Origin of the sequence: Shewanella sp. ECSMB14102, assembly GCF_000813075.1 — a bacterium.
Classification (GTDB): domain Bacteria; phylum Pseudomonadota; class Gammaproteobacteria; order Enterobacterales; family Shewanellaceae; genus Shewanella; species Shewanella indica.
In genome coordinates this window covers 1-19,553 of record NZ_JWGX01000044.1, presented here as the reverse complement: position 1 = coordinate 19,553, position 19,553 = coordinate 1, and the positions used below count along the sequence as shown (strand labels likewise).

At 52.4% G+C, this 19,553-nt stretch carries 17 protein-coding genes; 8 read left to right on the top strand and 9 right to left on the bottom strand.

From position 1 onward, the window contains the following. Positions 1 to 5 precede the first annotated feature (5 nt). A complete protein-coding gene (locus RC73_RS14465) occupies positions 6 to 1,346 on the top strand; it encodes an MATE family efflux transporter (RefSeq protein WP_039035318.1) in 1,341 nt (446 codons plus the stop codon). Positions 1,347 to 1,404: 58 nt separating this feature from the next. On the opposite strand, the gene nfuA is transcribed toward RC73_RS14465, so the two are convergent. Together nfuA and RC73_RS14455 are read right to left on the bottom strand one after the other, a co-directional pair. Next, the gene (gene nfuA / locus RC73_RS14460) at positions 1,405 to 1,983 is read right to left on the bottom strand and encodes a Fe-S biogenesis protein NfuA (protein ID WP_039035317.1); all 579 of its coding nucleotides are present in this window, start codon (positions 1,981 to 1,983) and stop codon (positions 1,405 to 1,407) included. Positions 1,984 to 2,177: 194 nt separating this feature from the next. Then, positions 2,178 to 2,714 (bottom strand): ComF family protein, encoded by a 537-nt coding sequence (locus RC73_RS14455; protein WP_233962971.1) that lies wholly within the window; start codon positions 2,712 to 2,714, stop codon positions 2,178 to 2,180. A gap of 226 nt (positions 2,715 to 2,940) precedes the next feature. On the opposite strand from RC73_RS14455, the gene bioH reads away from it, so the two are divergent. Continuing rightward, the gene (gene bioH, locus RC73_RS14450; RefSeq protein WP_039035315.1) at positions 2,941 to 3,720 is read left to right on the top strand and encodes a pimeloyl-ACP methyl ester esterase BioH; all 780 of its coding nucleotides are present in this window, start codon (positions 2,941 to 2,943) and stop codon (positions 3,718 to 3,720) included. A gap of 37 nt (positions 3,721 to 3,757) precedes the next feature. Further along, complete coding sequence (locus RC73_RS14445) at positions 3,758 to 4,258, top strand: hypothetical protein (RefSeq protein ID WP_039035314.1); 501 nt, start codon at positions 3,758 to 3,760, stop codon at positions 4,256 to 4,258. On the opposite strand, the gene RC73_RS14440 is transcribed toward RC73_RS14445, so the two are convergent. Both RC73_RS14440 and RC73_RS14435 read right to left on the bottom strand, forming a co-directional pair. Further along, on the bottom strand, positions 4,210 to 6,204 hold the full coding sequence (locus RC73_RS14440; RefSeq protein WP_052248216.1) for an LTA synthase family protein: 1,995 nt from the start codon (positions 6,202 to 6,204) through the stop codon (positions 4,210 to 4,212). The genes RC73_RS14445 and RC73_RS14440 overlap by 49 nt on opposite strands. A gap of 338 nt (positions 6,205 to 6,542) precedes the next feature. Continuing rightward, on the bottom strand, positions 6,543 to 8,885 hold the full coding sequence (locus RC73_RS14435; RefSeq protein WP_039035313.1) for a Tex family protein: 2,343 nt from the start codon (positions 8,883 to 8,885) through the stop codon (positions 6,543 to 6,545). Between the two features lie 299 nt (positions 8,886 to 9,184). Between RC73_RS14435 and RC73_RS14430 the strand changes: the two genes are divergently transcribed. Then, complete coding sequence (locus RC73_RS14430) at positions 9,185 to 11,335, top strand: TonB-dependent receptor (protein WP_039035312.1); 2,151 nt, start codon at positions 9,185 to 9,187, stop codon at positions 11,333 to 11,335. 183 nt (positions 11,336 to 11,518) lie between these two features. On the opposite strand, the gene gpsA is transcribed toward RC73_RS14430, so the two are convergent. The 3 genes from gpsA to RC73_RS14415 form a co-directional block, all read right to left on the bottom strand. Further along, a complete protein-coding gene (gene gpsA / locus RC73_RS14425; protein ID WP_039035311.1) occupies positions 11,519 to 12,535 on the bottom strand; it encodes an NAD(P)H-dependent glycerol-3-phosphate dehydrogenase in 1,017 nt (338 codons plus the stop codon). 7 nt (positions 12,536 to 12,542) lie between these two features. Further along, entirely contained in the window at positions 12,543 to 13,028 is a 486-nt protein-coding gene (gene secB, locus RC73_RS14420) for a protein-export chaperone SecB (RefSeq protein ID WP_025010842.1), read from the bottom strand. Positions 13,029 to 13,233: 205 nt separating this feature from the next. Continuing rightward, positions 13,234 to 13,668 carry a rhodanese-like domain-containing protein gene (locus tag RC73_RS14415; RefSeq protein ID WP_039035310.1) on the bottom strand — a complete coding sequence of 145 codons (435 nt, stop codon included), beginning with the start codon at positions 13,666 to 13,668 and terminating at the stop codon, positions 13,234 to 13,236. 229 nt (positions 13,669 to 13,897) lie between these two features. Between RC73_RS14415 and gpmM the strand changes: the two genes are divergently transcribed. The 4 genes from gpmM to RC73_RS14395 are packed head-to-tail and all read left to right on the top strand — an operon-like array spanning position 13,898 to position 18,588. After that, positions 13,898 to 15,439, top strand: a complete 1,542-nt coding sequence (gene gpmM / locus RC73_RS14410) for a 2,3-bisphosphoglycerate-independent phosphoglycerate mutase (protein WP_039035309.1) — start codon at positions 13,898 to 13,900, stop codon at positions 15,437 to 15,439. A 10-nt stretch (positions 15,440 to 15,449) separates the two neighbouring features. Next, complete coding sequence (locus RC73_RS14405; RefSeq protein WP_039035308.1) at positions 15,450 to 16,586, top strand: murein hydrolase activator EnvC family protein; 1,137 nt, start codon at positions 15,450 to 15,452, stop codon at positions 16,584 to 16,586. Positions 16,587 to 16,618: 32 nt separating this feature from the next. Beyond that, on the top strand, positions 16,619 to 17,824 hold the full coding sequence (locus RC73_RS14400) for a S41 family peptidase (protein ID WP_039035307.1): 1,206 nt from the start codon (positions 16,619 to 16,621) through the stop codon (positions 17,822 to 17,824). A 14-nt stretch (positions 17,825 to 17,838) separates the two neighbouring features. Then, on the top strand, positions 17,839 to 18,588 hold the full coding sequence (locus RC73_RS14395) for a divergent polysaccharide deacetylase family protein (RefSeq protein ID WP_039035306.1): 750 nt from the start codon (positions 17,839 to 17,841) through the stop codon (positions 18,586 to 18,588). On the opposite strand, the gene RC73_RS14390 is transcribed toward RC73_RS14395, so the two are convergent. Then, entirely contained in the window at positions 18,589 to 19,041 is a 453-nt protein-coding gene (locus tag RC73_RS14390; protein WP_039035305.1) for an Rrf2 family transcriptional regulator, read from the bottom strand. It lies immediately after the preceding gene. A 9-nt stretch (positions 19,042 to 19,050) separates the two neighbouring features. Beyond that, positions 19,051 to 19,305, bottom strand: a complete 255-nt coding sequence (locus RC73_RS14385) for a YkgJ family cysteine cluster protein (protein WP_039035350.1) — start codon at positions 19,303 to 19,305, stop codon at positions 19,051 to 19,053. Positions 19,306 to 19,553 lie beyond the last annotated feature (248 nt).

Here is a 19,553-nt window from a genome sequence, read left to right as displayed (position 1 = left end):
AAATTATGACCACCAGCATTGGCCTGTTCGACAGGCAAAAAAACCGCCAGCTGTTTGCACTGGCGCTTCCAATGATACTGTCCAACATCACAGTGCCGCTACTGGGTCTGGTGGATACGGCTGTCATAGGGCACTTGAGTGACGCCTATTATCTCGGGGGCGTCGCCGTTGGTTCGACCATTATAACACTGCTGTTCTGGTTGCTGGGGTTTCTGCGTATGGCTACCACGGGCCTGGTTGCCCAAGCCTATGGCGCCGATGACAAACCACGGCAACTGCAGCTGTTGTTGCAAGCCGGCTCGCTGGCACTTTTCCTCGGCTTGATGGCTCTGCTGTTGCAAGGGCCGATACTCAGCCTGGCCGCCAGTTTCTCCGATGCCAGTGAGCAAGTCAGCCACTACGCTGCCAGCTACTTTTCCATTCGTATCTGGTCGGCCCCGTTTGCACTACTGAACCTGTCTCTACTTGGCTGGCTGCTGGGCCGTCAACAACCCAAGGCCGCCATGTGGCAGTTGATCATCGCCAACTGCGCCAATATAGCTCTGGATCTGCTGTTTGTTATAGGTTTGGGTTGGGGCGTGGAAGGCGCGGCCCTGGCATCCGTCATCGCCGATATGACAGCCTGTGCCGTAGCCTGTACTATGGTGTTGCGCCAGTTAAAACAGTTCAATGTGCCGCCTATTGCTGAGCTACTCGGGCAGTTACATCCCCGTGACTTTAGTCGCCTCTTGAGCCTGAATCTGGATATCTTTATCCGCAGCTTGTGTTTGCAGGCCACCTTCGCCTTTATGACCTTCAAGGGAGCCGGGCTCGGCGATGAAACTGTCGCAGCCAATGCCGTGTTATTGAATATGTTGCTGCTGATTTCTTACGCTTTGGACGGTATTGCCTACTATGCAGAGGCCGAAGTGGGCCGAGCTATGGGACAAAAACACTTGGATGCACTCAGGCAAGCGGTCGCCTTGGCGTTTAGCTGGTCGGCCATCATAGCCCTGGGCTTCAGCGGCTGTTTCTGGATTTTCGGTGAGCAGCTCATCGGCATGCTGACCAATATTCCCGAGGTTCGCCACACCGCCGTGCTCTACCTGCCATGGCTTATCGTCCTGCCGCTGCTGGCATTTGCTTCCTATCTATTTGACGGTGTCTATATTGGTGCCACCAAGGGTAAAGTGATGCGTAACAGCATGATTTTCGCCAGCTTGGCAGTATTTTTCCCGGTCTGGTTCATACTGCAACCTCTGGGTAACCATGCTCTATGGGTTGCGATGAGTGCCTTTATGCTGGCGCGTAGCCTGAGTCTCGGGCTGCACTTTCTCTGGCGCCAACACCACTTTATCCAGGCCTGATGGCAATAAAAAAGGACAGTTCAATACTGTCCTTTTCTTTGGCAGCCAAATACCAGAATTACTGGTAAGAATGGTCGCCATGTTGGTGATCAGTTACATCACGAACACCGGTTAATTCACCGGGGAAACGCTCCAACAGCTGAGTCTCAATACCGTCTTTCAGGGTCACATCGACCATGGAGCAACCGTTACAACCACCGCCAAACTGCAGTACCGCCACGCCGTCGTCCGTGATCTCCACCAACATGATGTGACCGCCGTGGCTGGCCAGCTGGGGATTAATCTCGGCCTGGATCATATACTCCAAGCGCTCGGTCAGTGAAGCATCATCAGACACTTTACGCATCTTGGCGTTGGGCGCTTTCAGAGTCAGTTGTGAGCCCAACTGATCGGCTACCAGGTCAATACTGGCTTCTTCCAGGAAAGGGGCGCTCTTTTCATCGACCATGGCCTTAAAGCCATTGAATTCCAACTCGATATCGTCGGCTTCAACCGCATCCGGTGGGCAATATGAAACGCCACATTCGGCCTGAGGAGTCCCAGGGCTGATAACAAAGACCCGAATATGAGTGCCTTCCGGCTGACCATCCAGGAGTTTAACAAAGTGCGCCTGAGCTGCTTCGGAAATGGTAATCATGACAACCTGCTCCGTCAGGGTAAACCTGAGTAAATTAGTAAGAATTAGCGATATCATACTCCGACTGTCATGCGCTTTGTAGTCCCGAAAGCGATAGAGCTGAGTTTTTTGTTGTCGGGATCTCGATTTTATCTTCCACAATTTCAAGTCGAATCTTGATATTTAGCTGACACATACTTACCACCTTTAGCCGCTCAGGAGCTATGACTCAATCCGGGCGCTTCTGCTCTGGCCAGGCACCACACCTGTATGTCCGGTGACCAGGGAGCCAGAGCCCTGGCAGCTTCCCGGATAGTGGTGCCTGTCGTCACCACATCATCCACCAACACCAATCGTTGCCACTGTAACTCTCCGCTCACGGCAAACGCCTTGGCCAGATTACGCCTGCGAGCCTTGCCACTTAGACCGGCCTGGGGTGCGGTATCTGCTACCCGCAGCAGCAAAGAGTCCACCAACGGCAACGCTAACTCTTGACTCAACATAGATGCAATCACCCAGGCCTGATTAAAGCCCCGCTGTTGCAACCTCGCCGGATGCAAAGGAACAGGCACCAAGACCTGGGGCCAACAGATAAGTCCGGCGGTCGCCAACGTCCTTACTCTGCAAGACAAGGCCCGAACCAATGCCGGCAGCGGGGCAAAATCCTGCTGGTATTTGACTCGGCCGACAAGTGGCCCCAATGCCGAGTGGTAGCTGGCCGGAGCCACCACAGGGATAGGATTGTGTTTCATACAAGAACCACAATAGCGACCAATAACAACCAACTCCCGGCCACAGCCGAGGCAGATAGGTTGTCGGTAGCAACTGGCAGCAAGACAACAGGCACACAACCCCTGACTAGATGATGGGATCTGCTGATGACACAAGAGGCAACGGTTGGGTAAACTGGCGGCCAATAGGGCCCGGCATCCTGCCAATAGAGGGCTCCACATAACGAATCTTCCATGAGGTGTTTCAGTGAGTCTGCATATCGAAAGCCAGGGACAGGGACGGGATCTGATCTTGCTCCACGGTTGGGGCGTCAACAGTGCCGTTTTTCATCCCCTGCTGCCTGGGTTATCTCAGTATAGAGTCCACAGTGTCGACCTGCCGGGATTTGGTTTTAGCCAAACCATTGACGGGGAACTAGACGACTGGGTGGACGCCCTGGTGGCAGCTCTGCCCACACAGGCAGTATGGTTGGGCTGGTCGCTTGGTGGCCTGGTTGCCACCCGGGTAGCTCAGCGCTTTCCAGAGCGAGTTACCGGGCTTATCACAGTCGCCTCTTCTCCCTGCTTTATGGCCAGGAGCGATAACCAATGGCCTGGAATAGCACCTAATGTGCTGACTCAGTTTGCCGAACAACTGCAACAGGATCTGCAGCGAACCATAGAAAAGTTTCTGGCGATCCAAGCTATGGGCAGCGATAGCGCCCGCGACGATATTCGCACCATTCGCGAGCTGGTTCTGGCGCGGCCGCTACCCAATGAACAGGCTCTGGCGCAAGGCTTGGAGATGTTGGCCAAGGTGGATCTACGCCCCGGACTGGAGCGACTCGCCCTTCCCTGGCTCAGGGTTTGGGGCAGGCTGGATGGGCTGGTGCCCAGAAGAGTCGCGAACCTCTTGCCGGGTAACACATCAACCACAGATTTACTGCTGCCCAAGGCATCACACGCCCCCTTTATTTCCCATCCTCAGGAGTTTATTGAAGGGCTAAATAACTGGCTAACAGAGAAAGACTTTAATTCCTTGCCCTGATTGACTATTATTTGGTCAGCAATGTAAGGAATGCCCTATGCAGCTCGTCTCACACTATCCACAGGTACCGATCGCGACCAGTAATCCCGCGACAGATGCTGCTCGGGTAGAGAGCCAGCAAAGACCGCCGGTCATTCCGCCGCAGCAACCCAGTAAAGGCCATGAAGAAAGGGCCTTCAACCCGCAGCACGAGCGCACTGCAGACTCGGCGCAGCAACAGGCCAGACTGGCCGACAGAGTCCAGGAGCGCCAACAACAATCCGGTCAACAACAGCAGCAAGAGCAAAAGCGGCGCCAAGGCAGTAAGCCTCTGCTGCTGAATCTACTCAGCAAGCCGGCTCTGGATCGCCGCGATATACGTAACCGTCAGTTTGAAGCTTCTACGTATCTCAAACCCACAGTTGTATTAAATAATGGGCCTCACCCCATGCCGAATGAAGCACCGCAGTTTTATCGCGAGCTGGGGCAGAGAATCGATACCTTCTACCATCAATGCACCGAGCCTATGCCTGCAGCCGGTATCTCTGCACTGGCTTGATCCATGGGCGGCAGCTTATACAAACCTTCCTGATACGCCACGCTACCCCATAGTGCCAACCCAAGCGCCGTGCGAGCCATTGATTCAGAGAGTGGCGCGGCGTGCAGTTGCTCCCTAACTGGATCGTAATCAAAGGTCGCAGGCGCTTTCTCCGGCTGCAATATAGTGACTTTGTTATCCTGCATATAAGCAAAGTTTTTGTTGTACTGCATCAAGGCCCTGCCCGGCCAGTTATCGGGCATCTTTGACAAATCTCTTCCCAACATGGGGTAGGTGGCATCGATGCCGGCCAAAGACAACAGCGTTGGCGGCAGATCTATCTGACTCACTACCCGCGGGTCCCGCTTAGCCGTTATCCCTTCACCCAATAATAAGCCGGGGATCCTGAATCTGGGCACTGGCACCAAAGACGCCCCGGAAACCCGACTGTCATGATCGGCCACCACCAGAAACAGGGTATCACGCCAATAGTCAGCCTCTTTCGCCAATCGAAAAAACTCACCTATGGCGTAATCGGCATACTTGGCAGCATTGTTGCGGGTCTGTTTTGGCTGTTCATACAGTTCAATACGGCCATCAGGGAATTCAAAGGGATCATGATTGCTGGAGCTGAACACCAGGCTAAAGAAAGGTTTGCCCTCGGCATGAAGGCGCTTGAACTCAGAGTCGGCCTTGCGCATTAGATCTTCATCTGAAGCCCCCCAGGAGCCGACAAAGGCAGGTTTAGGATAGTCTTTCTGGTCGACTATGGTGCTAAAGCCATTGCCGAGAAAAAAGCTGCGCATATTGTCAAAATGGCTTTCACCACCGTAGATAAAGGAGGTGGAATACCCTTGAGCCTGCAGCAATGCAGCAAGACTGAAGAAACCACTTTGACTCTTGCCGAGTTTCACCACAGAACGCGCCGGCGTGGGGGTAAAACCAGTGGTCACCGCCTCTATGCCTCGAACTGAACGTGTACCCGTGGCATACAGACTCTCGAAATACCAGCCTTCATTGGCCAGGGCGTCCAGATTAGGTGTCAGTGGTAAGCCCCCCAAACTGCCAACGAAACGAGCACCCAGGCTCTCCTGCAATATGATGACTATATTCTTGGGTTTACCACGATAGCTGGCCTGGTTCTGACTCAAGCTGGGATATTTGTCTGATATAAAGTCAGCCGGCGCACGACCAGTCTCCTGGCGAATTATTTGATAGATCTCCTTTCTGTCCATATCGCCATAGATCCACGATGTGTCGGCCTCGTTATTCATTTGGCTGATAGCAAAAGCCAGCGAGTAACCTGAATTGACCACCAACGAGTTAACGAGTGGATCATCGGCGAAGGCCACCATGGCCGGATTCAAAGGCCTGTGACCAAGAGTGGATCTGGCCCCCGCCAAGGACAAGACAATGATCAGCACACCAAGTATCGGACGCCAATACCACTTGGGGAAACGACAATTGCGACAGAGGTAACCTGAGAGTTTCCAACCGCTCCAAAGGATGGCTCCAGACAAAACCACGGAAAGGATCAACTCCAGCTTGCGGCCACTCCAAAGCATGGAAAGCACTTCTTTGGGGTAAATAAGATACTCAACATAGAGGCGATTTGGTCTGACACCATACTCTTCAATAAAGGAGGGTGTAGACAACTCCAAGAACAGCAAATACCAAAGCCCGAGAGTCAACCACAGACGCTGTATCCAAGACCAGCAACGTCCGAGCCAATGTTCGCCGCCAAACAAGGCTGTACCCAGTGCCACAACACCCCAGAGCCAACAAAGCATGGCCACATCTACCCGCAGCCCCTGCAACAACAGATGAGTCCAACCACCAACGGCTGCTACCCGTTCATATTGCCAAAGCCCCAGCCCAATTCGACTCAACATCAGGCATAACAGAGCCAATAAACTGAAAGTCAGTACACTACGAAACGGTCCAGTAAATTTAAAACGAGAAAACATCATTTCCAGGGTTCCTCACCACTCTTTTGCCTTGGCGTTTGTTAAAAAATTGACAATTTACCGCACGCCAACCCCCAGAAAGAGCCGATTTGCCGCGCAATTATGACAGAAAGGATAAGATAAAGTTTCATTAACATTTGTTTGTTATTGGCTATAGCACCTGAGGGTGAAGCCGTTCGCAAAAGATGGGGAAAAGTGTCAGAACTCATGATTAGCGGGAAACGACATTATTGGTTCGAGTGCTAGCAACAGAAAATCGCGTATAAAAAAATCCCCCGATAATTATCGAGGGATTCATCAACTGTCGGACTGTTAATAGGTATTCAACAACTTGTCGATCAGTTTTTCTTCAACTTGGCAAAGGCATCGGCAAACGCATTGCCCATGGCGGCATTCACTGGCTGTGGCTTGGCGGCAGGACGTTGTTTGCCCTGACCAGATTTATTGCCCTTGGCCTGCGGCTTACCTGCTCTTTGTTGTGGCTTGCCTGGCTCAATCTTTTCGTCCAGGCGCATCGACAGTCCTATACGCTTACGCTCAATATCTACCTCCATGACCTTTACCTTGACCACATCACCGGCCTTAACCACGGTATGAGGATCGCTGACAAACTTGTCGGTCAATGAAGAGATGTGCACCAGTCCATCCTGATGCACGCCGATATCGACAAAGGCACCAAAGTTAGTGACATTGGTCACCACGCCTTCGAGGATCATCTCAGGTTTGAGGTCCTTTAGCGCCTCAACCCCATCTTTGAATTTGGCTGTCTTGAACTCGCCTCGGGGGTCACGTCCCGGCTTATCCAACTCTTTGAGGATATCCGTTACTGTCGGCAGACCGAATGCGTCTGTGATGAATTCGGCCGGATTGATACTGTTCAGCAGATCGCTGTTACCTATCAGTTCAGCAACCGGTTTACCCTTAAGCTTGGCGATATTTTCCACCAGCGAATAGGCTTCGGGGTGAACGGCCGATGCATCCAGCGGGTTACTGCCTTCACGGATCCGCAGGAAGCCGGCGGCCTGTTCGAAGGCCTTGGGCCCCAGACGTGGCACCTTGAGTAGTTCTTTACGGTCGTTGAAGCGGCCGTGTTCGTCGCGATATTCCACCAGATTTTTGGCTAAGGTGCGGTTAAGACCGGCCACCTGGCTCAGCAGCGGCATGGAAGCCATATTCACATCGACACCGACGCCGTTTACACAGTCTTCAACCACGGCTTCCAAAGAAGCCGACAGCTGACTTTGGCTGACATCATGTTGATACTGACCCACACCAATGGACTTAGGTTCAATCTTAACCAACTCCGCCAGCGGATCCTGCAGCCGTCTGGCGATGGACACGGCGCCGCGCAGTGAAACATCGAGATCAGGAAACTCATTGGCCGCCAACTCAGAGGCCGAATAGACAGAGGCTCCGGCTTCACTGACCATCACCTTAGTGATGCCGGGGTTGCTGTCTTTGACCATGGCAATCACTTCAGCGGCCAGCTTGTCGGTTTCACGGGAAGCCGTGCCGTTACCTATGGCGATCAGCTCCACCTTGTGCATATTGACCAGATTAGCCAGAGTGCGTATCGACTTGTCCCACTGGTTTTGCGGCGCATGAGGGAAGATAGTGGTATGGCCCACCAGCTTGCCTGTGTCGTTGACCACCGCCACCTTAACTCCGGTACGCAGCCCGGGATCCAGCCCCATGGTAGCCTTGGCTCCGGCGGGAGGCGCCATCAGTAAGTCACCCAGGTTACGGGCAAAGACTTTAATCGCCTCGGTTTCCGCCGCTTCGCGCATTCTGGCGATAAACTCGGTTTCCATCTGCAGGGCGATTTTGATCCGCCAAGTGGCTGTGACAACCGTCTTCAGCCAGTTATCCAGAGCGCTGTCACTCAGCTTAAGACGCAAGTGCTCAGCGATAATCACCTCACAATAGCTCCCCGCTTTGGCTTCTGCCTCAGGGTCGGCATTCATCGACAGACTCAACACGCCTTCATTGCGGCCGCGCAGCATAGCCAGCGCCCGGTGAGAAGGCACAGAGCTGAGTTTTTCAGTGTGCTCAAAATAGTCGCGGAACTTAGCGCCTTCCTTCTCCTTGCCGGAGATCAGTCGGCTTTCAATGACAGCCGACTGTTGCAGGTGGTTACGCACCTTGGCCAGCAGCTCGGCATCTTCGGCGATCCGCTCCATCAGGATATAACGGGCACCATCCAACACCGCCTTGGCGTCGGTAAAACCGGCTTCCGGATTGAGATAGGCCTCGGCGGCCTGCTCAGGATCCATGGCGGCGCTGCCGGCGGCGGCATAGAGGGCATCGGCCAAGGGCTCAATACCGGCTTCAATAGCAATTTGGCCCTTGGTACGACGCTTGGGTTTATAGGGCAAGTACAGATCTTCGAGCCGGGTCTTGCTGTCGGCTTCATTGATGGCGTGCTTCAGCTCGGCGGTCAGTTTTCCCTGAGCCTCAATCGAGGAGAGGATCACCTGACGCCGATCGTTAAGCTCCCGTAGATAACCTAGACGAGAGTGCAGGTTACGCAGCTGGGTATCATCCAGCCCCCCCGTCACCTCTTTGCGGTAGCGGGCAACAAAAGGCACTGTTGCACCTTCATCCAGCAAGCTGATGGTAGCAGCAACCTGCTGCTCACGAACATTCAGCTCCTGGGCAATAATCTGAGCAATATTATGCATAGTAAGGATCTGTTGGATTGACAAAATTCAGATGCGCCAACCATACCACAGGCAGCCTGAAAGTTTCATAGCCGGAGAGCGAGATTCCAGCCTTTAGTCAGCTAATCACATCCCAGGTTTAGCTCCTTGACACTCTTTACAAAAATTCATCACAGCTATGGACAGAGAAAACCAGCCTATTTTATACTCCTTAGCCGTTATGCAAATAACAATGATTTGTATTTATTAACTTGGCAAGGAGAGCCGGAAACCGCAAACCAATAAGCCGTCTTCCAAGATGGCAAACATTAGGAATAACGATGAAATTCACTCGCTCCCTCGTCGCTCTGTCAGTACTTTCCGGGCTGGCTGCCCAGGCGGCTTACGCCAAAGAGCCCCAAATGGAAACCATGGTCATCACTTCCAGTCGGATGGAAAAACCACTCAGTGCCATCCCCAATACTGTGACCGTCATAGACCAGGAACAGCTCAAGCAACAGTTGGCCACCACCCGGGACTTGTCGACCATTTTGGGCAACCTGGCCCCCAGCTTCTCCCCCAGCCGCCAGAAAATGACCAATACAGGTGAAACCCTGCGTGGCCGCGCCCCACTCATCATGATAGATGGCGTGCCTCAGTCAAACCCTCTGCGCAGTGGTGGTCGTTCAGGCCAAACCATAGATCCCATGATGATAGAACGAATTGAAATTATCCATGGAGCCAACGCCATGCACGGCCTTGGTGCTCAGGGCGGCATCATCAACTACATCACCAAGAAACCCAGCGGCGACAACGAAAGTCGGGTAAGTTTTGATCTGTCCACCCCCACCAGCTTCGAGTCCGATAGCCTGAGCTTTGGTGCCAACTATGCCTTCTCCGGCCAAAGCGGCAACCTGGATATGCTGGGTTCAGTGGGATACCACAGCAATGGCGTTTACTATGATGCCAACGATGATGTCATAGGTGTCGACACCACCCAGGGCGAGTCGATGGACAGCCAGAGCAAGGACTTCTTCCTCAAGTTGGGCTATGAGTTCAGCGAGTCGCGACTGGAGCTGATGGTCAACCACTACGATATGGACAACAATGGTGACTGGATGCCGGTCAAAGGTAATGTCGCCACAGATACTCCAACGTCGGCGGTGAAACAGAAACAACCCTGGCAGGCTGCCAACAACAAGGTCACCACCAGCAGTCTCACCTATAAGCACCGCAACATCGCCGGGCAGCAGTTGGAGCTGCAACTGTTCAACCAGAACTTCAAGGGTGTCTATGGCGGTGGCTGTTTCGGCAGCTTCTATGATCCGGCCTTCGAAGGTGCTGCGAATCTGACGACCTGTGATACCGGCGCCAATGGCGAGCAGTACTTCTATGATCAGTCACGCAACAAGTCCAACAAGTGGGGCCTCAAGGCATCGATGATCGCTAATAACCTCGCCGACAGCGGTGTGGATCTGGCCTATGGGGTAGACCTTTTCAGCGATACCACAGAGCAGGATCTGGTACAGACCGGACGCTCCTGGGTACCCGAGACCCGTTACGACAATATCGCCCCCTATGCCCAGTTGAGCTTCTCACCTTTGGATGCCCTGACTATTTCCGGCGGCGTTCGTTATGAATATGCCAAACTCAAGGTCGATGATTTCCAAACCCTATGGGCCTCTGGCCACAAACAGGTTGCCGGTGGCGAACCGGATTTTAATGAAACCCTGTTCAATATAGGTGCCAGTTATAACTTCACCTCAGCGCTGCGCCTCTATACCAGTTACAGCCAAGGTTTTGGCATGGCCGACATAGGACGAATTCTGCGTGACGGCAACAGCTTCCCGGATCAAAACCCCAGTGTGGAAGGCTCCTTGACGCTGGAGCCCGTGGTCACAGACAACTATGAACTGGGCTTGGACTATCAAGGCGAGTTGTTGGCAGCCAAGCTGGCCCTGTATCGCTCCGAGGCCAAACTGGGTGCCCGTTTAGCCCTGAATGAAGACGGCTTCTACAATGTGAAACGGGAAAAGAGCGTGATCCAGGGACTGGAAGCCAATGTCACGGCTTACCTGGGTAATGACGACGATCTGGGGCTGAACCTGGCGCTGCAACAAGGGGAGTATGACTCCAATAAAGATGGCAGCACAGACACAGATCTCGACGGCGCCAACATAGCACCCAATCGTCTCAACCTATTCTGGGAACACAGGTTCGATGCCGAGATGAGTGGGCGGATTCAGGCCAACTACTATATGGACCGTAGCTTCAAAAAGGCCAATGGTGAAGAGTACGCCGAGTTTGACGGCTATATCACGGTTGATGCCTCCTTCTCTATGCCCTTATACCAAGGCACTTTGACATTGGGGCTACAGAATCTGCTGAATAAAGACTACTACAGTTACTACTCACAGACTATGGCTAACAACAATCGTTACTTCAAGGGCATGGGCCGTACTGTCAGCATAGGCTTCAGCTTGCCGTTTTGAGGAAACTTTCATCAGGGTTACTGTCGGTAACCCTCATAAAAAGCCAGTTCAATAACTGGCTTTTGCTCATAATCGGGTACTGCGCCAGCAGCTTTGGGCTGCATGTTAAGTCGTGCTCGCTGGAAGCGAGAACCATAAAAAAAGGACGCTGTTCTAGCATCCTTTTCCTGGATTGGAGATGACTCAGTCTGCCGAGGTTTCCGACTTTTTCTCTCTGGCCAGCAGTTCTTTGGCCGCATCAATAGGCGATTTGCCCTGATACAACACTTGATAGATCTGCTCGGTGATCGGCATCTCGACTCCCAAGCGCTTGGCCAGGGTGTAGACCTCTTTGGTGTTGCGGTAACCTTCAACCACCTGACCGATTTCGGCCTGGGCAGTATCGACATCACAACCCTTACCCAATGCCAAACCAAAGCGACGGTTGCGCGATTGGTTATCGGTACAGGTCAGCACCAGGTCCCCAAGACCCGCCATTCCCATAAAGGTAGAAGCATGGGCGCCCAGGGCTTCCCCCAGACGGCTCAACTCCACCAAACCACGGGTGATCAGGGCAGTACGGGCATTGGCACCAAAGCCAATACCATCGGACATACCGGCACCTATGGCGATGACATTCTTGACCGCGCCACCGAGTTGCAGGCCGATAAAATCGTCATTAGCATACACTCTCAGACGTTTGGGGCTGTGCAACAATTCCACCAGATCTTCGGTAAACTCGGCATCGGTACCGGCCACTGAGATGGCGGTTGGTAACCCTGCCGCCAGCTCTTTGGCAAAAGTCGGTCCGGACAATACCGCCAGCGGATATTTCTCCCCCAGCACATCGCGGGCAACATCCTGCAACAGGCGGCCACTTTCCGGCTCCAGCCCCTTGGTAGCCCAAATGATGCGGGCATCATCACGCAGCAGAGGCTTGGCCTGAGCCAGCACTTCGGCGAAGACATGACTTGGCACCACCACCAGAATATTTCGCGACGCCGCCAATGCTTTGGCCAGATCGGCCTCCATCACCAGGGAGTCGGGAAAGGCTATTCCGGGAAGAAAGGCTTGGTTACTGCGCTCGGCAGCGAGTTTAGCCACATGCTCGGGTTCATGCCCCCACAACAGGGTACTGTGTCCATTGCTGGCCAAAGAAATGGCAAGGGCGGTGCCATAAGAGCCCGCCCCCAATACCGTTATTTCGGCAGTGTCTTTCATCGGCTGATTACGCGTTTGCTTCTTCGGCCGGAGCTTGCTCGGCGGCGGCTTGACGCTGCTGCACATACTGAGCGAACAGGGCGTCGAAGTTCACAGGTGCCAGGTTCAGCTGTGGGAAAGTACCACGGGATACCAGGCTGGCCACAGTTTCACGGGCATAAGGGAACAGGATATTAGGGCAGTAAGCGCCCAGAGAATGAGCCAGTTGAGGATCGCTCAGACCAGAGATAGAGAAGATACCGGCTTGTTGTACTTCACACAGGAAAGCTGTTTCTTCACCATTTTTGGCGGTCACAGTCAGTGACAGTACTACTTCAAAAACGTCGTCGGCCAACTTGGCGCTACGGGTATCCAGATCCAACTTAACTTCAGGATTCCACTCTTTCTGGAATACCGCTGGGCTGTTAGGAGTTTCGAAAGAAACGTCCTTGATGTACACACGTTGAATGTTGAACTGTGGGGCTTGTTGTTCGTTGTTTGCTACTTCAGCCATAATTCCTACCTATCCATTTAGTCTCGGCTTGCAATGAGCCGGTGTTTAGGGTGTATGTTACTCGGGTCGATTGTGACTCCCAGTCATCATCCCTGCTATTCATCTGTTCAGCGCCGGAACAGAACTCAGGATGCCGGTTGCCACTTCTGTATGGCCACTCTACTAACAGAGCGGCGCCAAATGCAATGACAACCGCCGACACTCATTATCTTTTGCTTTTGGATACAGGCATATTTGCTGCCTGCCAATCACCCATACCACCTTTGAGGTTAAAGACTTTTTCAAAGCCTTGCTTAACCAAAATCTGAGCCGCTTGAGATGAGGTCATGCCAGCGTTGCATACCAGTATAATGGGTGTGGTTTTGTACTTTTCAAGGTTGGACGCCTGATTATTTTTGATATCGGCCATGGGTACATTCTGAGCATTGAGAATGTGTCCCTTACGAAAATCGTCTTTGGCTCGCACATCTATCACCTTGGCGTCTTCCTTATTCATCAGGAAAATCGCCTGCTGATGATCTACGCTTTTAACCTTGGAAAAACCGGATTTGAACAGGGTTACAATCACGGCGATAAACAACCCCGCCCAGGCCAGGCTCAGCATGGGGTGGGCTTTAAGAAACTCTATATATTCCTGCATTTTTTACTGCCTGTTATCTATTGGGCCATATTAGGACAAGCGCAGAGTATACCCAGAGGCCAGGCAGATTGCAGCTGTTTCGCCGCAGTTTTGCCCCTTGAGTCGGCGTTAAATCGCGACCCTTCCAATTGTCGCAATCGGGGTAAATGGCTTTTGCCCCCAGGGCAGACGTAGTAATATTTAACCAATTTCAGATTTGACCGACTCTTTCAACTTTACAGGTATCAACATGAACACAAGCAAACGTCCTTTGGCACTGCTTATTCTGGACGGCTGGGGTTATCGTGAAGGCACGCATATGAATGCCGTACATCATGCCAACACTCCGGTTCTCGACAGACTCAACGCCGAATACGCCCACAGTTTGATTTCCGGCTCAGGTAAAGATGTAGGTTTGCCTGACGGGCAGATGGGTAACTCTGAAGTGGGTCATATCAATATTGGTTCCGGCCGTATCGTTTATCAGGAACTGACCCGCATCAGCAAGGCCATTGAAGATGGCGAATTTGAGCAAACTCAAGCACTGATCGAGGCTGTCGACGCCGCCATCAAAACAGACGGCGCAGTACACATCATGGGGCTGTTGTCACCCGGCGGTGTTCACAGCCATGAAGATCATCTTGAAGCCATGTGCCGCATGGCCGTCAAACGTGGTGCCAAGCAGGTTTACCTGCACGCCTTCCTCGATGGGCGCGATACCCCGCCACGCAGTGCTAAAGCCAGTCTGGAACACTTCGACAAGCTGTTTGCCGAATTAGGCCGAGGTCGCATAGCCTCCATCGTTGGCCGCTACTACGCCATGGACAGGGACAATCGCTGGGACCGAGTCTCCCAAGCCTACGATCTGATCACTCAAGGTGAGGGTAACTACAGTGCCGACTCTGCCGTAACCGCATTGGAAGCTGCCTACGGCCGCGATGAAAACGATGAGTTTGTTGCCGCAACAGCGATTCTGGATCAAGGTAAGGCCACAAAGCTGCACGATGGCGATGCGCTAATTTTCATGAACTTCCGTGCCGACCGCGCCAGACAGATCACCCGCGCCTTCGTCAATCCGGACTTCAATGGTTTTGAACGCGCAGTGACGCCCAAGGTCAACTTTGTCATGCTCACAGAGTATGCCGCCGATATCAAGGCTCCGGTAGCCTTCCCATCGGAAGACCTGGTCAACACCCTGGGCGAGGTACTGCAGAATCGCGGTCTGACCCAGCTGCGTATTTCTGAAACCGAGAAATATGCCCACGTAACCTTCTTCTTCAACGGCGGCAAAGAACAACCATTCGAGGGTGAAGACCGTATTCTGATCAACTCGCCCAAAGTCGCCACCTACGACTTGCAACCCGAGATGAGTTCGACAGAACTGACAGATAAGTTAGTTGAAGCTATTGAATCAACTAAATATGATGTCATTATCTGTAACTATCCCAACGGTGACATGGTTGGCCATACCGGCAAGTTTGATGCTGCGGTCAAGGCTTGCGAAGCTGTAGATGCCTGCATAGGCCGAGTAGTGGACGCACTGGCCAAGGTAGATGGTGAGTGCATCATCACTGCCGACCATGGCAATGCCGAGCAGATGGTGGACGAAACCACGGGCCAGGCTCATACCGCCCACACCAGTGAGCTGGTGCCCTTTATCTATGTCGGCCGCAAGGCCACAATCGATGAAGGTGGCCGCCTGAGTGATATCGCCCCAACCATGCTGACACTAATGGGACAGAGCATTCCTGACGAAATGACAGGGCGTCCGTTAATCCATACAAAAGAGTAACACTGACCCGGTGCAGAAGCGTATTTTAGCCAAAGCCAGCATACTTGCTGGCTTTCTCGTGTTTTCCTCTCAGCTGCAGGCATCCGATCTGGAGCGGCGTCAGTCCGAGTTAAAGGCACTGCAATCCCAGATCACCGCTCAGCAAAATGCCCTGAGAGACACAGGCAAACAACGGGAAAAACTGCTGCAACTGCTGAAAAAAGACGAACAGGCTATTGCCGATGCCGCCCGTAAGGTCAACCACACAGAAAATGCCCTCCGCGATACCGAAAAACGCCTTGCAGACCTGAAACAAAGAGCCGTACAACTGGACAAGCTCAAAGAAAGCCAACAGCAAACCCTGGCCAAGCAACTGACCAGCGCCTATCTCGCCGGAAATCATGACTACAGCAAGATGCTGCTCAACCAGCAAGACCCGGCCACCATAGAACGAATGCTGGCTTACTATGAATACCTCAACAAGGCCAGAATGCAGGCCATAGAACAACTGAAACAGACCCGTCAGGAATTATCGGCAGTACAGCAGAGCGAGCAGCAGGAACGCAATAGACTCAACCAGCTGGTACTGGATCAGAAGGCTCAATCCAAACGCCTCAATCAAGAACAGGATCAACGACAGCAAACACTGAAGGAACTGCAACGCACCATCAGTAGTAAGGCCTCGGAGCTGGAGCAACTGCAGATAGAAGAAGCCTCACTGAAGCGGGTTGTCGAGCAAGCTCTGGCCGCTATGCGCGATAGCCCCAGCATGGAAGGGTTGGCCAAGTCCCGTGGCGCCCTCAACTGGCCCACCAAGGGCAGGATCAAAAACAGCTTTGGCAGTCAGCGCTCCGGCAGTGTGCGCTGGAAAGGTGTCATGCTGTCTGCTCCAGAGGGCCAGTCTGTCAGTGCCGTAGCCGCAGGTAAGGTGATCTATGCCGATTGGCTGCGCGGTTTTGGTATGGTGCTGGTTGTCGACCACGGCAAAGGTTATATGAGCCTTTATGGCCACGCCCAGACATTGCTGAAAGATGCAGGCGATTCAGTCAAGGCCGGCGAAGCCGTGGCACTGGTAGGACGTTCCGGAGGACAAACCGAGCCTGGCCTATACTTTGAAATAAGGCATAAGGGGCAAGCTGTCGACCCGGCAAATTACTGTCGGCGCTAATCATCAGCCCCCGGTACTTCAAAGGGGGCAACATGGGCAACTCTATTCGCAACCTGCTGTATATCGGCTTGGGTATCATCATGGGAGTCTCTCTCAGCCTGGCCAGCCACGAAAACTTTCCCAAACCCAGTCACACCCACGAGCTTTCATTATTGCTGGATGTGATGGATACAGTGGAAACCTACTACGTCAGGGATATCAGCCGCAAAGAGCTTGTCGATGCCGCCATTGAAGGCATATTCCAACATCTCGACCCTTATTCCGGCTTTCTGAAACCGGAGCAGATGAGCAGCCTCAGAGACAGCAACCGTGGGGAATACTTCGGCTACGGCTTTGAAGTGTCCACCGAAGGGGAAAAGCTCAGAATTATCGCGCCCTTTCCCGGTTCTCCGGCCGAACAAGCCGGGATCATGGCCGGCGATATTGTTACTGCCGTCAATGGTGAGAGTATTGCCAAGCAGTCTCTGGAAGAGGTGCTTAGCCAAATAAAGCAATTCAGCAGCAGCAACCGTGAGTTATCACTACAGCTGCATCATGCTCACTCGGATGTCAGCTTTGAAGTCAGCCTCAAACCGGCCACTATCAGCATCCACTCTGTGCTTGGGAAAATGCTCACTAACGACATTGGCTATATTCGCCTGGCAAGTTTTCAGGAAGATTCGACCCGCGACATAGTCCACCAGTTGAGCGAATGGCAACAGCAGTCACTAAATGGTTTGATTCTGGATTTGCGCAACAATCCCGGAGGCTTGCTGGATCAGGCGATTCGGATAGCGGATCTATTTCTGGATAAGGGCCGCATAGTCGCTACCGAAGGACGCTTTTTCGATGCCAACTCAGATTACTATGCATCTCCGCAAACCATGCTTGCCGGCGTGCCCATATTAGTACTGATCAATCGCGGTTCAGCTTCAGCATCCGAAGTACTGGCCGCAGCGCTGCAGGAGAACAACCGTGCCAAGGTGATAGGTGAAACCAGCTTCGGTAAAGGCACAGTACAAAGCCTGATCCCAACACTTATCGATGGTAATACCATCAAGCTGACCATAGCCCGATATACCACACCCAAGGGCCAGGATATTAACGCCAAAGGGGTGGAACCCGATATAAAAATCGCACCCAATACTGTTTCCGATAACAAAACTGTGCCTATAATCGACCTCATATCTCCCCATGCAGATACCGCCAGCGATAGAGCCATCAACTCGGCGGTGGCATGGATACAATCAAATAAATAAAATTAATATAAAACGTGCGCTATTGTTTCTACTTACTACTGCTGGTCGTAAGTTGCTCTCCCGCGTGGGGAGCCAGACTGGCAATCGTCATCGATGATATTGGCTACCGCCATACAGATGAGGCCGCCCTGTCCTTGCCTTCAGCCGTGACCTTGTCTGTATTGCCACATACCCCACTCGGGCAACAACTGGCTCGCCAGGCTCACAGCAAGGGCCACGAAATCATGGTGCACCTCCCTATGCAGGCGCTTAACGGCAAGGCCATGGGGCCTGGTGGACTCAACAACCAGATGTCAGAAACCGAGTTTAAAGCAACTCTCAAACAAGCCTTGCAGAGTGTGCCCTTTGCCAGGGGAAGTAACAACCATATGGGGAGTTTGTTGACTCAACTCGAGCAACCTATGGGCTGGTTAATGGAAGTATTGCTACAGGAAGAGCACTTCTTTATTGACAGTGTTACTACCCGCTACACTAAAGCTGGCGAGAAGGCCGATGCCTTGGGTGTTCCGCTGCTCAGACGTCAGGTATTCTTGGATAATCAACTAACCGAACAGGCTTTCGAAAGACAGTTGGACTTGGCAATAGCCAAGGCCCAAAGCGAAGGTGAAGCCTTGATGATAGCTCACCCTTACCCAGAGAGTATGCAATTCCTCAAGAAGAGACTGCCAGAGCTGGCAAAGATAGGAGTCACTCTGGTGCCTGTATCTAACTTACTGCCAATCTCTTTGGCCCAGAAGCAGAATACCAGCGGTGAAAAACTCTAATCAGAGTTGTAATACAGGGATTTCCAGATCCGGCAGCAAGGCTCGCAGCTCCTGTTGGTTACTGACAATGTCTGCCAGGGTATAACGGTCGAGCACAGCCAGATAGGCATCCACAGCTTGAGCCAAGACCCCTTTCAACTGACAAGCAGGAGTCAGCCGACAATAAGGCTTGCTGCAATCAATAGGCGCCAGTGAATTTTCCAGTGCCCGCACCAGCTCGCCGACATTGATCAGCTCCGGAGTCATCCCCAAACGAAAACCACCGCTCTTGCCGCGTATTGTTTGCAAATATCCCAGCTTACCCAGGTGATGTACTATCTTGGAGACATGATTAGGTGAAAGATCAAAAACCTCTGTGATCTCTGCGATTCGAAATAAAGTCTCACGCTCCGGTTGAATTGCCAGATACATAAGAGTTCTTATTCCAAAATCTGTATAACGCGTTAACTGCATCTTTCACCTTCAGAAAGAGGTTTCCACCTCTAAAGAGCCTATCAGCCAGAGCGCCTCTTCGTTGCTGTTACCACATACATCTACCGATGCGGAGAAATCACTACACACATCGGGACGTTCAGGGGAACCAAAGAGGCGACATAAATTGTTGTCATCAAGTTGCACACAACGAACCCCTGCAGGTTTACCTTGCGGCATCCCAGGAATGGCACTGCTGATGGAGGGTGCAATACAACAGGCACCGCAACCGATACGACAATCCACAATCATCACCTGTAATAGAATATGACTATTATAACGACAAAAAAATTTCGGTTAAGTACCCAAGTCACAGACTCAAACGAATCCTACAGCCAAAGCGAATATAACGATAGCACTTATGCATTCTCAATCGTCAACCTCAAGAACCGGGATATTCCTGACCTATAAGGATAACTCTGTAAATTTGCAGAAAAGAATCAAAACGAAAAAAGCCTCATCTTTCGATGAGGCTTTCTCTTTAAGTTGGCGGA

Coding starts and splice junctions, on each gene's coding strand:
- secB (WP_025010842.1), bottom strand. CDS start 13,028: ATGGCTGAAGTAGCAAACAACGAACAACAAGCCCCACAGTTCAACATT.
- RC73_RS14435 (WP_039035313.1), bottom strand. CDS start 8,885: ATGCATAATATTGCTCAGATTATTGCCCAGGAGCTGAATGTTCGTGAG.
- RC73_RS14390 (WP_039035305.1), bottom strand. CDS start 19,041: ATGCAGTTAACGCGTTATACAGATTTTGGAATAAGAACTCTTATGTAT.
- RC73_RS14445 (WP_039035314.1), top strand. CDS start 3,758: ATGCAGCTCGTCTCACACTATCCACAGGTACCGATCGCGACCAGTAAT.
- RC73_RS14455 (WP_233962971.1), bottom strand. CDS start 2,714: ATGAAACACAATCCTATCCCTGTGGTGGCTCCGGCCAGCTACCACTCG.
- nfuA (WP_039035317.1), bottom strand. CDS start 1,983: ATGATTACCATTTCCGAAGCAGCTCAGGCGCACTTTGTTAAACTCCTG.
- RC73_RS14415 (WP_039035310.1), bottom strand. CDS start 13,668: ATGCAGGAATATATAGAGTTTCTTAAAGCCCACCCCATGCTGAGCCTG.
- RC73_RS14440 (WP_052248216.1), bottom strand. CDS start 6,204: ATGTTTTCTCGTTTTAAATTTACTGGACCGTTTCGTAGTGTACTGACT.
- gpsA (WP_039035311.1), bottom strand. CDS start 12,535: ATGAAAGACACTGCCGAAATAACGGTATTGGGGGCGGGCTCTTATGGC.
- RC73_RS14430 (WP_039035312.1), top strand. CDS start 9,185: ATGAAATTCACTCGCTCCCTCGTCGCTCTGTCAGTACTTTCCGGGCTG.
- RC73_RS14400 (WP_039035307.1), top strand. CDS start 16,619: ATGGGCAACTCTATTCGCAACCTGCTGTATATCGGCTTGGGTATCATC.
- RC73_RS14465 (WP_039035318.1), top strand. CDS start 6: ATGACCACCAGCATTGGCCTGTTCGACAGGCAAAAAAACCGCCAGCTG.
- gpmM (WP_039035309.1), top strand. CDS start 13,898: ATGAACACAAGCAAACGTCCTTTGGCACTGCTTATTCTGGACGGCTGG.